Here is a 15,607-nt window from a genome sequence, read left to right as displayed (position 1 = left end):
CACCGAACTCAAGAAACACCGCATCTTGGTCGCTGATGATCGTCGGGACGTTCGTTTCTTGGCAACGCATTTGTTAGAGAAGTCCGGCGCGACGACCGTCACCGCCGACAATGGCCAAGAGGCGGTGGATGTTGTCAAGCATCGGACCCAATCGGGTGAACCGGTCGATGCAATCTTGATGGACATGCAAATGCCGATCATGGATGGCTATGAGGCCAGTCGTGTCTTGCGACAATCGGGGTTTGATCGCCCGATCATCGCACTGACGGCCAACGCGATGCAGGGCGACCGGCGACGCTGTTTGGAAACCGGTTGCAAAGACTATCTGACTAAACCTCTCAACGGATCGGATATGTTGCGAATGCTGCAGCGTCTGTTAGTATCGCGGGATCAATAAGTGGCATAGGCTTGCAGCCTTTCTATACCCCACAAGTCTTTATGTATTGCTCCCCTGCCAGCTCGTCTGGCAGGAAGCCGAGGTTGGCAAGCTAGACACGAGCCGCAATTCCCCCAACCTTCCGATTTTCACTTGTGCTCGCCGCTTGAAGCGGCGAGCACAAGTGAAAATCGGAAGGTTGGGAGGGCGTCGTTGTCTAGCTTGCGAACCTTATTCACCCACGAGACGAGCTCGTGGGGGTCAAAAAAGATGTGGGGTATAAAAAGGCTGGAAGCCTATGCCACTTTTGATGTTCACGGGATGCTTACCGCTCGGAGACGTCCATTTTGAGCGTATCCCGACACGAGCGATGGCGCGCCGCTTGCAACTTTGATTCTTAATCCATCATTGCGATAGGTTCGACGACCTACGTCGGACAAATTCGTCGCAGCCCGACCCGAGGGTAAACGAGGAGTCAATGTGATTCCCCGTTTACCCTTTTTTCTTTGCCTCTCCCCTTGCAGAAGGCCACCCCTTGGAAGTTCATCGTTACCCACGACAATGGTGAGCCTCGGTATTCTTCCAACTCCATTTCTTGTCGTCATATGTCGCAAAACTTCAACGGACTCCGCATCGCTTCGCTGGAGAGCCGTCGGGCCGCCGACATGGCCCGGATGATCGCAAAATTCGGTGGTGAACCCTGCGTGAGCCCATCCATGCGGGAAGTTCCGATCGAACCGAATCGCCCGGCGATTGACTTCGCCTATCGCATCATCACTGGAGAAATTCCGATCGTCGTTTTGATGACGGGGGTCGGGTTCCGATATCTACTTAAGACGACCGAGAAGCACGTCGATCAACGCCGTTTTCTGGATGCGTTGAGCGACGTGATCACCATTTGCCGTGGTCCCAAACCGGTCGCCGCGATGCGAGAAGTTGGACTGAAACCGACCCACCGCGTCCCCGAACCGAATACATGGCGAGACCTACTTAAAACGATCGACGAAGGCATCCCGGTCGCCAACCAAGTCATCGGCATTCAAGAATATGGTGTCTCGAACCACTCGCTCATCGCCGGTTTAGAAGCCCGCGGGGCGATCCCCGAAACGGTCAAGGTTTATGGATGGGAGTATCCCGAAGATACCGAACCGTTGGAAGCCAACGTCAAGGAGCTGGCCGCCGGGCGATTGGACATGCTGTTGTTCACCAGCGCCCATCAAGTCGTTAATTTGTTTCGCATGGCCGATTCGTTGAGTTTGACCGATGCGCTGCGTACCGGATTGCGGCGCACCGTCATTGCCTCGATCGGTCCGACGACCAGTGACATGCTTCGCGAGAGCGACCTGCATGTCGACATGGAACCTTCCCATCCCAAGATGGGACACTTGGTCAGCGAGGCGGCTCGTGATTCCGCCGCACTGGTCGCCGCCCGCCGGGCACAATCTTCAACCCGACATACTTTTCACATCCGCGAATCGATGACCGAGAACACCCCCATGCCCGCTGTCGACGATCATCCGTCCCAATCCAGCTTATTCATGCAAGCGTGTCGCGGTGAACCGACTTCACGTACACCGATTTGGTTGATGCGACAGGCCGGACGTTATATGCAAGAGTATCGGGACGTGCGGTCCCAACAAACGTTCTTGGAACTGTGCGCCAACCCAGGCTTATGCAGCGAAGTGATGTGCACGGCAGTCGATCGCTTGGGCGTCGATGCCGCGATCATCTTTTCGGACCTGTTGCCGTTGTTGGTCCCGATGGGATTCGATCTGGAGTTCGTCAAAGGCGATGGCCCGGTGATCCACAACCCCGTCCGTACCGCATCGGATGTCCGTCGCGTCAAAGGGCTCGACAACCCTCAAGATCTCGGGTTCGTCTACGAAACCGTCACACAAACCCGCAAGGACTTGCCCGATACGATCCCTTTGATCGGGTTTGCCGGGGCTCCGTTTACCTTGGCCAGTTACGCAATCGAAGGCGGCGGCAGCAAGCAGTACGCCGCGACGAAGGAACTCATGCGAGCCGACGACGGCGGATGGGCCGATTTGATGGATCGTCTAACCGATGCGATTGTCGTTTACCTTAACGAACAAATTAAAGCGGGCGCGCAGTGCGTTCAATTGTTCGACAGTTGGGCGGGTTGTCTTTCGGCGGCCGACTACACCCGCTTCGTTTTGCCTTGGATGCAACGCATCATCGGCGGCGTATCGCCTGGCGTGCCCTTGATCAACTTCGCAACCGGAAACCCCGAACTGTTACCGCTGCTTCGCGGTGATCGACGCACCGTCGTCGGCGTCGATTGGAGGATCGATTTGGCCTCAGCTTGGAAACGAGTCGGCCACGATATCTCGGTCCAAGGAAACTTGGACCCGACCGTGCTGTTGGCCGATAAAGCCACGATCCGAGCGGCCGCAAAAGAGGTCCTCGATCAAGCCGGTGGCCGACCGGGGCACATTTTCAACTTGGGCCACGGCGTTATGCAAACGACACCGGTCGAGCACGCCATCGAATTGGTTCGAGCCGTTCAGGAACTTTCAGTACGAGATGGACAAAACGACGCGGCGGATGAGATGGATTCATGACGACGGTGATTGAGCCGAACCTGCTCGACCGAGCGATCGTCTGTCCGTTGTGTCCCCTGATGTGCGACGACGTCGAGTTGAATCAAGACGGGCGACTGCGAGCGGAGCATTGCGAAATCGCCAATCAATTCCACTCCGGTGAAAATCGTGGTAAACCGGACTCGGTTCGTGGGAACTGGAGTCGGCGGCCGTTGCGAATCATCACGACGGGAACCGATTTGGTGCTGGCGCGTCATTTGGCCGCGTGGCACTCCCAAGGGAAAATCACACTGACGATTGAAACCGACCGCTGCGTTGCCGCGATGCTCGCAACGGTCAGCCGCGACGGAATTGTTTCGGCAACGCTTGCCGAGGTTCGCGCTCATTGCGATTCGATCGGTTTTTTCGGCGATGTCGAATCGACCTACCCGAGGATCGGCCAAAAACTCAGTCTAGAACGTTTCGAACCGGCCTCGATCAAACGCTGGTTTCGCGTCGACGCCGAAGAGCTCGCCCGCCAGTTCGTCGAATTGGCGTCCGCTTCGCCCCAACCTCTTCGCGATTCGAATTACACGGCCGTTTTGGTCGGACCCGACGCGTTCGTTGAAGGCGAAGAAGCCATCACGTCGTCAATGATTTCACGCTGGGTTCGAAAACGCAATGAGAACACAAGAACCGTCTGCGTGACGTTGGACCCCGCCGCGACACTGCGCAGCGTTTGTTTGTGGACCAATAACACGATTCCCGGATCAGAATCATTTCAGAGTGATTCAGAGCAACATTTTGACATACGTCTCGGCTCACCATTGAATCGTCAATCGAATCCTGCCGATTGGCAAATCGGGGGCGTCGATCCCGGTGCGTCACTAGCCAAAGTGTTTTCGCCGGCCTCACAGGCCGGAATCGACCATGCCTCGATGATGATTCGTGGTGACGGATCGGTTTCCCTGCCGCTGGTTAGAAAACGCGACCAAGGTCTCACGACACCCTCAGCAATGCTCGCGTCGGAACTCGATCGCCTTAAGCATTGCAAGATCGATCAGTAATGCGTTCGATCAGTGGCGGCGAACGCACGAGGCAAGCCAATCTACGGTTTAAGCTGAATCAGTGCGATGAGGTGTTGGTCGTCCTCCATATGTTGGTCATCACGTAACATCTGCCGTCCCAGACCGAACGTGGGTTCGCCCACGACATCATCGATCGCCGGAGCAATCAACAGCGTCGCTCCCGCTTGGGTGGTCCATGATAAATTCATTTCAGGGAGTTCCCAGTGTTCACGTCCGGCGTGCATGCGGACGGCCGTTTCGCTGCTGACGAATTGTTGGCGGACCGCGCCGTGGTGAATTTCCGGCCGGATATCGAGCGTCGCCTGCCCCTCGCGTGGCCCAAGTCGTGCCGTCAACGCCAAAACCAATTGTGGCGATTGGAATCGTTGGCCGATCAGCCCCGTCGATCGCTTCAACAACACCGTTTGTTCACCCTCGATCGGAGGCGACATCGGCAGCTCGTGCCGATGAGCCGGCCGCAACGGAACGATCTCACGTCCGTCGGCTTGCTTGCCGAGCACTTCCGCAACGGCCAACAGCGCGTTGATCGGATCCTCGGCGACGTCGGAGTTGCCGCCCTGTTTTCCTTGATGCGATCCAGCGATTTGTTTTTGAAGTAGTTCCTGACCGGCGATCGTTAACAGACCGATTCGCAACCCGTTGTCCAACCACGCTTTGCGAACCTCTGATGGAAAGGCCGTCTCGTCGATTTGGTTCCAAGTGCGTTGATCGAGTGTTTCGGCCGAGACGTGGCGAAACTCAACCGATAGCGAGATCGCGTCTCGAGAGCGATGCGATAAGGTGGTCGACGTATGCTGAACCTTGGAGGGTCCGTCGGGCACCGGCTGTTCCCAAACCGCAGCCTGCCAAACCGAGCAGGCCGGAAAAAGAGACATCGCCAGCCACGCTAGGGACCAACGTGCGAGCGGTTTGGCCGATCTCGTGAATTTCGAAAATGTCATCGCAATGAGTCGTGTTTCGAGATTCCGGATCTAAGAAAGCCGCCGCCGTTTTCCGTATACGAACTTCCGGCCCGGAGTGTCAACGTCCAGCGGCGATTAACGCCAAGAATTGACGGCAAAAATCAGGCAAATCGTCCGGACGACGGCTCGAGACGTGATGTCGATCGACGACCACCGCGGCGTCCTCGAAAATCGCACCGGCATTGACCAAATCGTCCTTGATGCCCGGCGACCCGGTCACCCGGACGCCTCGGTAAACGCCCGCTGAAATCGGTATCCAGCCGCCGTGGCAGATCGCCGCGATCGGCTTTTGCGAAGCATCAAATTCACGCACCAAACGCAACACGTCGGGATCACGACGCAATTTGTCCGGCATGAAACCGCCGGGAACCAACAATGCGTCGAAATCGGATTCCCGCATGTCCGCGATGGCGGTATCGCTGATACAGGGGTATCCCAGCTTTCCGCTGTACGTTTGGCCCGCAGCGGGGCCCGCGACCACCACTTCAGCCCCCGCTTCGATGAGCCGTAGTTTCGGATACCACAGCTCCAAATCCTCATAAATGTCACCGACGAAGGCCAAAATGCGTTTGTTCGAGAGTGTGACGGGCGAAACATGTGCGGAATTTGGAAGATTTGAAAGAGTGGTCATCGTGCGACTTTTGTGGGAACAGTTAAACTATCTGAGAACATCCAGACCGATCCTTGGTTTGGAGAATGTAGTCGATCGTTGCAAGACTTTGGACCGCCCCCTTCCCCTGACCTCCCAAAGACCGCCGTGGACGCCCTGGCTCGCCCCAAAGATGACCTGTTTGATAACTCGACGATGACTTTCGGCGAGCACCTCGAAGAACTTCGGGGGGCGCTCGTTAAAGCGATCTTGTGGCTGATCGTTGGTTTAGGATTCGGGTTGATGGTCGCCAATCACGTCGTCCGCTACATCCAAACTCCGCTCAGGGAGGCCATCGTCGAGTACAACGCCCAGCGTGACATGGCCATGATGGGACTGTCGGATAAAGAAAAATTTCCCGACGAAGAGAAACTCGAGTCGCTCTACGAGTTCATGCTACAAAATTCGCTAGTCGCGGAATTGGTGTACGCGCTGCCGGCCTCCAATGTCTCGCTGGCGGACCTACAAGCCGAAACGGAATTAGCCGGCGGTGTAGACAGCGGCGTAGACGGCGGTGTTGTTGCGGGGGCGAACGATATCGTGTCCCCTAAAGTTGTCCCTCCGCCGCATCGGGTATTGACCTCTGAATTGGTCGCTGCCCTTGGTGAAGTCCCCGATCCTTCGTCGATGATACCAACGATTCAATTTCGTCGGAGCGAGCGTGGCGTGAGTTCGTTGAAGGTCGAAGAGACGTTCATGATTTGGGTGAAGGCCGGATTGATCGTCGGCGCGGTCTTGGCATCACCGATGATCTTCTATCATTTGTGGAGTTTCGTGGCGGCCGGATTGCACGCGCACGAGCGACGATACGTTTACATCTATTTACCTTTTAGTGTCTTGTTGTTTGTATCGGGTGTGGTGTTGGCGTTTTTCTTGGTACTGCATTACGTGCTAAATTTCTTGCTGGCTTTCAACGCGAGCATGGACGTGGCGGTCGAGCCGCGGTTGTCCTACTACGTGAACTTTGTCTTGATGTTGCCACTCGGATTCGGCGTCGCGTTTCAGTTGCCACTGGTGATGTTGTTCTTGCAACGGATCGGTTTGATCGAAACCGAAAATTACATCAGCAGTTGGCGGGTCGCGGTGTTGGTGATCTTCATCATTTCGATGGTCGTCACGCCCGCGGACGTGACCAGCATGATCGCTTTGGCGATTCCATTGTTGATCCTGTATTTCCTTGGGATTTGCATGTGCATGTACATGCCCCGAGGCCGTGGTTTAGGCCAAGGGGCTTATGACCCGGCGTGATGATAGGCCACATCTTTTTTGACCCCCACGAGCTCATCTCGTGGGTGAACATGTGCCTAGCTTGCCAACCTCGGCTTCCTGCCAGACGAGCTGGCAGGGGAGCCTGCGGTTCATCGATTTCCCAAGCCGGAGAACCAGCGTCGCCCGACGAGCGATGCGGGAGTTAACCAATACCCGAAGCCGTGACGCCTGTGATCGGATATCATCGACGAATTCAATTGTCTGATCCGCTTACGACCATCCTGCCATGATTTCGACGCTAGCATCGTCCGGGCTCGCTCAATCCAACTCACCATTAGCGGGCACCGACGAATCGGGGCTTTGGGCAAGCGGCCCGTGGTTGGTCTTGCTGGTTTTGAGCCTGCCGTTGATCATCGCGGCGTTTCGCACGCGAACATTTCCGACTGTCTCATGGATCTGGCTGCTCGGTGTTTCGTTAGTCCTTTCCGTACTCACTATTTTTTCACCTGCTTGGCTGGTCCTATTGGCGCTGGTCGATGGGTTGATTTTCATCGCGACCTCGATCGACTTTCTGTTGCTCTGGATCGGCACCGGCGGATCGAAACACACGGGGATCGAAGTCATCCGAGAGGTGCCTCGGACTGGTTCCTTGCGGGTTCCGATCGAGAGCAACCTGACCGTTCGCAATCAGACGAGTATGCGATTGATCGGCGAGTTTCGCGACGACCTGCCAGAGCACTTCACCTCTGCCCCCGAAACCCATCCACTCGATCTCGCTGCCGGAATGGAAACCCGCGCCGTCAGTCATTTAACGCCCCATCGACGCGGTGCGTTTGATCTCGAACACGCTTATCTGAAAGTCACCAGCCCGCTGCGGTTGTGGCAACGTCAGATCACGATCGACGTTCCTAATCGCTTGAACGTTTACCCGGACATGAAACAGCTATCCGACTACGCTCTGCTCGCGCGTACCGATCGACTCAGCTTGATCGGCGTTCGGCGAACCCGACGTGTCGGCCAAGACAGTGATTTCGAGAGGCTGCGTGACTACACCCGTGACGATAATTACCGGCACATCGATTGGCGCAGCACGGCAAGACGAAACAAACTAACGGTGCGGCAATTTCAAAGCGATCAAAGCCAGCGGTTGATCTTCATGCTCGATTGTGGACGGATGATGACCAACCAGCGCGACGGATATTCGCTTTTAGATCACGCGTTGAACGCCTCGTTGATGATGGCTTACGTGGCGCTCAAGCAAGGCGACGCGGTGGGCATGATTTGTTTTAGCGATCACATTCACGCTTACATCCCGCCCCGCGGCGGCGCTAGCCAAATGAATCGTTTGTTGCAGGCCGGTTTCGATCAGTTTCCTCGCATGGTCGAATCGCGATACGACTTAGCGTTCTTGCATTTGAGTCACGCGTGCAAACGTCGGTCGTTGGTGACGTTGATTACCAACGTGATCGATGAGGTCAATGCGGAGGTCGTAGTCGACTACCTTTCCAATTTGAGTGGAACGCATTTGCCGCTGGCCGTCTTGTTGCGTGATCGCGAAATGTTCGACGCTGCGGACGCTCCGATGCTGGCGTCGATGGCGGAGTCACCGACGGCGAGCGGAAACACCATCGGTGGTTCGCCGACCAACGTGATCGACGACTTCACGCTCTACCGAGCCGCGGCCGCCGCCGACATTTTGGTTTGGCGAGAAGAGGTTCTCGCCGGTCTTCGCCATCGCGGCGTGCTGTGCGTCGATGCGTTCCCTGACGAACTGACGGCCCCGTTGGTCAATCAGTATTTGGAAGTGAAGGCGAAACATTTGCTTTGAGCATGGTCGCCTTGGGCTAATGTGGGCTGTCAAAACGTTGCTATTGACACGAGCTTTCCAGGATTTGTTTTTGTTCCGCATGCCGGCTAGGCTCCTACCTCTAACGAATGTCGGGGCAGTCTTTCAGGGCCAAAGGCCCGGCAGTTTACCTAGCCCAGCCCGCAGGGGCTGGGTTGAATGTGCGAGCGATCCATGCAGGGCCGAAGGTCCGGCCGTTTGCTAGCGGGCTGTTGATTCAGGCCTCATCGAGGCCCCAAGCGTGAGTTTTGAAGTTGCACCTTTGCCTGTGGCATTGGTTTTTCGTAACCCGAAGCGTAAGCGAGGGATGAGTCAATATCAATTATCCCTCGCTGACGCAGCGGGTTACGATTAAATCGTAAATAAGTGGCAGTGAATGCTCACACGAAGCTAACACCCGTCGACTATTAAGATGAAATCCGTCCTCACGAACGATCCATTTCTCGCGTGTACACGGCGAGGCTGGTTTCGAACGTCGACCGACTGATTTGATATTGTGGGTCGGTGTCGGTGAACTGGTTGCAATGTTCCGAGACGACTCGGTACAGGAACCGGAACAAGTGTCGTGGCACGCGGAGCGATTCGAACGCGGCCAGCATCTTGTCGTACGAGACGTCGTCTTCGAATAGATCCTTCGGTTGCGGCGTTCGGCCTTCAGCGGCGCATGCCATCATTCGTGACCGCGTGACGTCGTAGAGCGATTCGCCGGTCCACTGGAACGAGGGGATCACGTTTTGCTTGTCCAATCGTGCTCGTTCGTGAAATTCTCGAGTCTCCCGTTCGGTATCGCGATGAAGTTCCTCGGGTAGCATCATCTTGAATCCGAGGCCGGGATGCTTGAGTAGTTTGTTATCGAGCATCGGCCACACGAACCGCCGCATTAACTCCGGTTTACCACCGGTCATGTGTGGTTCATCGACACGGTCCATCAAGACGATCATTCCGCCGAAGCCGAGTTGCGCGAGTAGCCCTTGGAACTTTCGCAACAATTCATATCGATCATCGGTTCGGTCGTATCGTGGGACGGGTTGGCTTTCGAGTTCCTTGGCGGGAAACTGCAACAAGACTTTTCGTACCGCTCCGGTTTCTCGCTTACCGACTCGCATGTGACGGTGGATGCCCATCGCCGCGAGTTGGCACTTCGTCCATCGAATCAAATAAGGCAGCTTTCCAAGAAATGCCAAGATCGGAATCAACCACAGTAGATTCCACGTCCGCACGCCTTCTTCGTCGGCGGAGTTGTAAAACATCCATCCGATCACGACGACGACCAAGACCGTCCAAATGGACGCAAACCAAAAGTCAATCGACGCGGTCCAGTTCTGAAAGTGCAGCCGCTTACGCAGTTGTTCGAATCGTCCGGTGAACGTCGATGTGGTGGATTGATCATAACAGGCCGCGAGCAACAGCAAATCTCGGGCGTCATTGCGGTCAAGCTTGTCGATCCGAGACGGATCGATTTGGTTGCCGTCGACGCGCGTCTTGCGGCCCGCCGCCGGATCGGCAAGAACCTGATCGACCAGTTCGGTCACACCGAGACACAGGATCGCGTCCATGTGATCCCATAATCGCCACGCATCGAGTGCCTTTTCAGGCTTCCGCGCCGCTCGTTTGCCCAATCGTTCGCAAAAATGATCCAGAAACGGATTGAAGTCGTCGTAACGAATGATGTAAACACGATCTTCAGGGTTCTGTTCATTGAACTGAATCAGATGCTGATCGACTTGCAATCGCATCGCCGTTTTGCCGGATCCTTTGGGACCAAAAATGATCGCCGTCGCCGGTTCGGTCGGGTCACCATAAACCTTGTCCCAAGCGGGATGGTAGGCGTTGCGAATGCAGTGTTGCTTGAACACCGGATCAGTCTGCGCGTCTTCCTCGGCAAAGGGATTGCGAATGATGCCGTGATGTTCCAAGAACGATTGAGTGTTCACGTGAGATATCCTAAATGGCCCGGCCGGACTCTGGCCGCCTATCCGAAGAGGGGTCTGACCCTCTCCGGCGAGGCCATCAACGCAATGGGAATCGACTCGCCTCCGAAAGGGTCAGACCCCTTTTCGGATAGACGCTCAAAACCGATCTACTTGCCGGCCGAATGAACCATTTTCTTAAACGCGGCTTCATGAGCCTCGATCACGGCGGCGGGGCCGATCATCTTGACGAAGTATTGCCGACCGTTGGAATCGACCAGGATCGAACCCAACATCGCGTAGTCCGGACGTTTCACTTTCTTGCCACCCGAAAACGGTCCGCCGCCCATGGTTTCGGTGTACTCACCGGTGACCTTGACGGTATGAACTTTCAATTTGCCACTCTCGACAACCTCGGTTTCTCCGATTTTCTTGTCGCTGCCACCGAATTGGCCTTTCCAACGATCGATATTGGCTTCGACACCGCCACCGGCTCGCATCATCGTCACGCGGGCCATCGGAGCGTCGTCGCCTTCGCCAGCGGTCGCGGAGAATTCGTGTTCGATGATTCGGCTTTGAGCTTCTGATTTCTTGAATTGAGCGGGAACGACGAGCTTGCCTTCGCCGAAAACGTCGATTTCAGCGGTGGATTCGGCGACGGCTTGATCGGACCACACGCGACTTGGCGAAACCGCCACGGACAACAAAAAAGCAAAGGCAACGATAGCGGTAGCTTGGAACTTCATGGCAAAAACCTCGCGGAAGGTGGAAGTCTCGTAGACTGGGGGAAATTTCCTACAGGATAGTCTTTCCAGTCCGTCAAGTTCAGGGGCCTGCTCTTGCGTTCAGTTCACGTCGTGATCGTCCACCTGCGGCGTCGCTTGGTCGTCGATCAACATCCGCACCGCGGGAGTGTCCAAATCGTCGTATTGGCCCGCTCGGATACACACGATGCACGCCCACATTCCGCCACCGCCGAGTAGCAACGCGATCGGCAATGCGATGAACAGAACGCTCACGATTCGGTCCCCAATTTTTCTTCAGAGCGAGAATGATTGTCTTCGGCAGAAGGATAGGTCGGCCAAGCTAACGTCAACGCCAACACACTGACGCTGCTGATCGGCATCAAGACGGCCGCGATCAAGGGACTGATCTTGCCCATCATCGCCAATCCGACGGCGACCAAATTATACGTCAAGGAAACCGCAAAAGCCGTCCGGATCAACCAATCGGTGCGCCCCGCCGAATGAATCATCTGATCGACCTGTTCGATCTCGCCACTGGCGATGAACACCGGCGCCGCCTGCAAGCTAACCTCCGCGCCACCGCGGACCGCCACGCCCACGTCGGCGGCGGCGAGCGCGGCCGCGTCGTTGGCACCGTCGCCGACCATCACGGTCGTCGCCGCCCGGCGGTTCGCTCGACAGCGTCGAACGGTCGCGAGCTTTTCTTCCGGACTCATCCCGCCTCGTGCCGATCCGGAGTCGATCCCAACTTGCGCCGCGACATGATTGACGATCGTAGGATGGTCGCCCGACAAAATGCCGACCTTCCAACCTCGTCGCTTGAGGTTCGCGATCGTGCTTGCCACTCCTGGCCGCAACGGATCGGAGATCGCCAACACCGCTTCGACCACTCCACCAACGGCGACCAAGATCGGACTTGCCATGTCGTTGGCGCATTGCTCGACGACCGCGAGCACTTCGCCCCCAATGTCGATCCCATGTTCGCGGACGAACGACTCGTTTCCGACAAAGACCTTCACGCCGCCGACACGTCCGATCACACCGGTTCGTTGGACTTCGACCAAGCTTCCCTCAGGAGTAATCAAACCATGTCGGCCGGCAAACCGCCGGATCGCTTCGGCGACCGGATGCTGACAATCCTGTTCGACCGCCGCCGCCATGGCGACCGCCGTGATGTCACCCCAAACCAACTCCGCATCAGGGCGGCCGGTTGTTAAAGTGCCGGTCTTGTCAAACCAAATCTGACCGCCTCGGGCGAGCAGTTGCAACGTGCTGCCGTCGCGGATCAAGACCTTGTGCTTCGCGGCTCGACCGAGTGACACGGCGATCGCCAAAGGAGTGGCCAATGCCAACGCACAGGGACAGGCGACGATCAACAACGACGTCGCATGCGAAGCCGCGATCGACCATCCCACCGGCAACCACCACGCGAACGCTCCGACGGCGAGCAACGATACCACGACCACAAACACACCCCCCACCGAATCGGCGAATTGAACGATCGGCGTTTTCTCGCTGGTGGCTTCTTCGACCGATTGCATCACCTTGCCGATGCGGCTGTCACGTCCGGTCGCTTCGACTCGAACGTCGATCACCCGTTGCAAGTTCAACGTGCCCGCCGAGACCGCATCGCCGGGCTGCACGCCCACCGGCAAACTCTCGCCGGTCAACAGTGATCGGTCGATCATCGATTCGCCACGAACGATCTCACCGTCGGCGGGAATGTTTTCGTTCGCGCCGACGCGGATGACATCACCGATTAGCAAGGCGTCGACGAGAACCGAATCCGTGCCGTCGTTTTCGTTCACCCGACTGGCGTGACGCGGCGTGATTCGCAATAGCAGATCGACCGCCTTGGCCGCCCGGTGTTGTTGATGGAATTGAATCCAACGCCCGATCAGCAACAAGAACACGAGCACCGCGAGTGAATCAAAATACAAATGCCCGTAACCGGTGATCGCATTAACGGTGCCGACCAACGTCCCGACCGCCAACCCGAGGGCCACGGGCAAGTCCATGTGCGGGACACGGTTGCGAAGCGACGCCCAAGCCCCCACGAAAAACGTTCGCCCGGGTAGCATCACCGCCGCCACCCCGAGTGCCGTTCCGATCATCCGCAAAAAGAAACGATGATCGGCGGCGACCCCGTAGGCTTCGCCGGCGTACAAGGCGACGGCGATCCACATCGCGTTGGCGGCAAAGAAACCGGCGATCGCGATCTGAATCAAATGCCGCCGACTCTCGTTTTGAAAATGCTCGTCGCGCTGTTTGGACACGGGCGCGAGTTCGTAACCGAGTCGGTCGAGCAAACCGGCGATCCGGCTAAGCTTGGTCTTTTCAGGATCGAACACGACCCTCAACGTATGGTCGCTCATCTTGACACGGGCGACGTTCCAACCCGGCGTCCGCATCGCGGCGTTCTCGATCAACCAAGCGCACGCGGCACAGTGCAATCCATGAACGGCCAGCTCCGCACACATCAACCCGTCCGCTTGCACCACCGGCGTCGACGGGCCTAGAAAATCGTCGCTATCGAATACATCGTACCGGCCGCCACCGTCTCGGACACGAGTCGCCGGTCCAGACGCGAGCTGATCACGCAGACCATAAAACCCTTCCAGCCCCCAGCCGTGGATCAACTCGTACGCACCACGACAACCGTTGCAGCAAAAGACCTCTTCGGCCGCTTGATCTGCTGTGCTGTCGGTGGGCTCGTTGCAATGAATGCAAGGCCGAACGACACGATGTGATCGATCCGAAGGTAGGCGATCGGTAGGAACGCGATCGGATACTGTATTGCCCCGTGTCACTGCTCTAACGCCTCCGCAGCAATCAAACTGGACTGCGGCTCCGCGTCGGTTTTGTCGCTGATTTCTTGATGAGCCTCTCGACCGGCTTCCGCTTCGATGCGAGCGGCACAGCACGGTAGCGGCGTCTTAACCAACTCATCGATCGCGTCACTCGTCGGTGCCGCACCGCCGTTATCGCTCGATATGGAAAAAGCCACCGGGTTGGCGATCTCGGTCAACGAACTCAGCTTCGCAAATCCCCGGCCGGACGCGGTCACGCATCCGGTCACGATCAACAACACCGCCGCCGCCGTCGGAACGATCTGGACGAACTTGCGCGACAAGGTTTGCGTGCCCGCAATCAACGCGGTCAATGCCGGGACCGTGCCGATCCAAAACGCCGCCATCGTAATCGCGCCAGAGAACGGATTGCCCGTTCCCGCCGCGACGAGAGCGAACAGATACAACCATCCGCACGGCAGCAACGTGGTCAGCAAACCTGTCGCCAATGCTCGGCCGCTCGGCGGCAATCGGAACACATACGGACGCAACTTGACGAGCAATCCCCCGATCCGCGAGGGAACCGGTCCGGAAGTCGTCGTCGTGCGAGGTAACCACATCGAAAACAACTTCCAAGCACCGATCAGAACCATGATCGAACCGACGACCCGTGCTGCGGCGAGTTGGAACCCGAGCGTTTGACCACCGACATCGACGAGACTGCCGATCCCGCCGGCGATCAACCCGGCGATGGTGTACGTGATCAAACGGCCCAGATGATACAAGGTCGTCGACGTGATGATCTGACGCCGCGGCGCTTTCTCGCCCGCGCCACTGGCCCAAATCGCGAGCGGCCCGCACATGCCGACGCAGTGCATGCTGCCGAGTAAACTCGCGGTGACGACGGCGGTGATTAGGATCCACATGTTCGATTCGATCTCACTAACCTTGTAACTCGACCGTCCGCTTGAACGACATCGGCTCGCCGGCGTTGTTCAGATCCAACTCGATTTGCCACAAGCCGTCTTTGGACATCGGAGGCATCGCCATGTATCGTCCTTCGCCGACGTTTTGGAACTCGAACCGATCGACCTGATCGGCTTGCGTGTGGTGATAAACCTTGCCTTGGACGGTCAAGTCCGACATCGGCTTACCGTCGCGATCAAGAACGCGAAACTCGATCGCACGCAATCCTTTTCCGTCGGCGACATCGGAAACATCTAACTTCCAATCCCAACCCATCTTATCGGCCGCCCGGGCGGCAGTTTGAGCGTCGTCCCAGTGCAGCGCCGCTTGGTGATAGTCCGGCACGACGGCCAGTGACGGATCACCGATCGCCAGCTTGATCGCCGTGCCTAAGATCGTGCACTGGATCGCGAACAGCAACAACACCAAACCGATGTAAAACCGTTTGGCCTTACGCTCGGATTGGACTTCGAGGGGCGTTTTATGGGCGGGTGGGCGTTGGGGCATGGGATTGAAGATTGAA

At 57.1% G+C, this 15,607-nt stretch carries 13 protein-coding genes; 5 read left to right on the top strand and 8 right to left on the bottom strand.

Annotation, left to right across the window (positions count from 1 at the left end):
• Positions 1-25: 25 nt before the first annotated feature.
• From Pla100_RS32185 to Pla100_RS14110, 3 genes are all read left to right on the top strand, one after another.
• Positions 26-397 (top strand): response regulator, encoded by a 372-nt coding sequence (locus Pla100_RS32185; RefSeq protein WP_261344801.1) that lies wholly within the window; start codon positions 26-28, stop codon positions 395-397.
• Positions 398-981: 584 nt separating this feature from the next.
• Positions 982-2,961: a uroporphyrinogen decarboxylase gene (hemE, locus tag Pla100_RS14115; protein ID WP_146578345.1), complete on the top strand. Its 1,980-nt coding sequence runs from the start codon at positions 982-984 to the stop codon at positions 2,959-2,961.
• The gene (locus tag Pla100_RS14110) at positions 2,958-3,986 is read left to right on the top strand and encodes a formylmethanofuran dehydrogenase (protein WP_146578344.1); all 1,029 of its coding nucleotides are present in this window, start codon (positions 2,958-2,960) and stop codon (positions 3,984-3,986) included. The genes hemE and Pla100_RS14110 overlap by 4 nt, the downstream gene beginning before the upstream one ends.
• A 41-nt stretch (positions 3,987-4,027) precedes the next feature.
• Here the strand turns inward: Pla100_RS14110 and Pla100_RS14105 are convergent, their stop codons facing one another.
• Positions 4,028-4,882 carry a hypothetical protein gene (locus Pla100_RS14105; RefSeq protein WP_231603049.1) on the bottom strand — a complete coding sequence of 285 codons (855 nt, stop codon included), beginning with the start codon at positions 4,880-4,882 and terminating at the stop codon, positions 4,028-4,030.
• A 145-nt stretch (positions 4,883-5,027) separates the two neighbouring features.
• A complete protein-coding gene (locus Pla100_RS14100) occupies positions 5,028-5,600 on the bottom strand; it encodes a type 1 glutamine amidotransferase domain-containing protein (RefSeq protein WP_146578342.1) in 573 nt (190 codons plus the stop codon).
• A gap of 126 nt (positions 5,601-5,726) precedes the next feature.
• Here Pla100_RS14100 and tatC point away from each other — a divergent pair, with 126 nt between their 5' ends.
• Both tatC and Pla100_RS14090 read left to right on the top strand, forming a co-directional pair.
• Complete coding sequence (tatC, locus tag Pla100_RS14095) at positions 5,727-6,866, top strand: twin-arginine translocase subunit TatC (RefSeq protein ID WP_146578341.1); 1,140 nt, start codon at positions 5,727-5,729, stop codon at positions 6,864-6,866.
• Between the two features lie 247 nt (positions 6,867-7,113).
• Positions 7,114-8,655 (top strand): DUF58 domain-containing protein, encoded by a 1,542-nt coding sequence (locus Pla100_RS14090; protein ID WP_146578340.1) that lies wholly within the window; start codon positions 7,114-7,116, stop codon positions 8,653-8,655.
• Positions 8,656-9,098: 443 nt separating this feature from the next.
• On the opposite strand, the gene Pla100_RS14085 is transcribed toward Pla100_RS14090, so the two are convergent.
• The 6 genes from Pla100_RS14085 to Pla100_RS14060 form a co-directional block, all read right to left on the bottom strand.
• Positions 9,099-10,607, bottom strand: a complete 1,509-nt coding sequence (locus tag Pla100_RS14085) for a hypothetical protein (RefSeq protein WP_146578339.1) — start codon at positions 10,605-10,607, stop codon at positions 9,099-9,101.
• Positions 10,608-10,753: 146 nt separating this feature from the next.
• Complete coding sequence (locus tag Pla100_RS14080) at positions 10,754-11,329, bottom strand: hypothetical protein (protein WP_146578338.1); 576 nt, start codon at positions 11,327-11,329, stop codon at positions 10,754-10,756.
• Between the two features lie 99 nt (positions 11,330-11,428).
• Positions 11,429-11,602: a cbb3-type cytochrome oxidase assembly protein CcoS gene (ccoS, locus tag Pla100_RS14075; protein WP_146578337.1), complete on the bottom strand. Its 174-nt coding sequence runs from the start codon at positions 11,600-11,602 to the stop codon at positions 11,429-11,431.
• Entirely contained in the window at positions 11,599-14,139 is a 2,541-nt protein-coding gene (locus Pla100_RS14070; RefSeq protein WP_146578336.1) for a heavy metal translocating P-type ATPase, read from the bottom strand. Before Pla100_RS14070 ends, ccoS begins: the two co-directional genes overlap by 4 nt.
• Positions 14,136-15,044 carry a sulfite exporter TauE/SafE family protein gene (locus tag Pla100_RS14065; RefSeq protein ID WP_146578335.1) on the bottom strand — a complete coding sequence of 303 codons (909 nt, stop codon included), beginning with the start codon at positions 15,042-15,044 and terminating at the stop codon, positions 14,136-14,138. The genes Pla100_RS14070 and Pla100_RS14065 overlap by 4 nt, the downstream gene beginning before the upstream one ends.
• Before the next feature lie 16 nt (positions 15,045-15,060).
• On the bottom strand, positions 15,061-15,591 hold the full coding sequence (locus Pla100_RS14060) for a FixH family protein (protein ID WP_146578334.1): 531 nt from the start codon (positions 15,589-15,591) through the stop codon (positions 15,061-15,063).
• Between the last annotated feature and the right edge of the window lie 16 nt (positions 15,592-15,607).

The sequence above is a fragment of the Neorhodopirellula pilleata genome, from assembly GCF_007859915.1.
GTDB classification, from domain to species: domain Bacteria; phylum Planctomycetota; class Planctomycetia; order Pirellulales; family Pirellulaceae; genus Rhodopirellula; species Rhodopirellula pilleata.
This window is presented reverse-complemented; position numbering and strand designations above follow the sequence as displayed.

Coding starts and splice junctions, on each gene's coding strand:
- Pla100_RS14105 (WP_231603049.1), bottom strand. CDS start 4,882: ATGTCTCTTTTTCCGGCCTGCTCGGTTTGGCAGGCTGCGGTTTGGGAA.
- Pla100_RS14060 (WP_146578334.1), bottom strand. CDS start 15,591: ATGCCCCAACGCCCACCCGCCCATAAAACGCCCCTCGAAGTCCAATCC.
- Pla100_RS14100 (WP_146578342.1), bottom strand. CDS start 5,600: ATGACCACTCTTTCAAATCTTCCAAATTCCGCACATGTTTCGCCCGTC.
- hemE (WP_146578345.1), top strand. CDS start 982: ATGTCGCAAAACTTCAACGGACTCCGCATCGCTTCGCTGGAGAGCCGT.
- Pla100_RS14065 (WP_146578335.1), bottom strand. CDS start 15,044: ATGTGGATCCTAATCACCGCCGTCGTCACCGCGAGTTTACTCGGCAGC.
- Pla100_RS14090 (WP_146578340.1), top strand. CDS start 7,114: ATGATTTCGACGCTAGCATCGTCCGGGCTCGCTCAATCCAACTCACCA.
- Pla100_RS14110 (WP_146578344.1), top strand. CDS start 2,958: ATGACGACGGTGATTGAGCCGAACCTGCTCGACCGAGCGATCGTCTGT.
- Pla100_RS14080 (WP_146578338.1), bottom strand. CDS start 11,329: ATGAAGTTCCAAGCTACCGCTATCGTTGCCTTTGCTTTTTTGTTGTCC.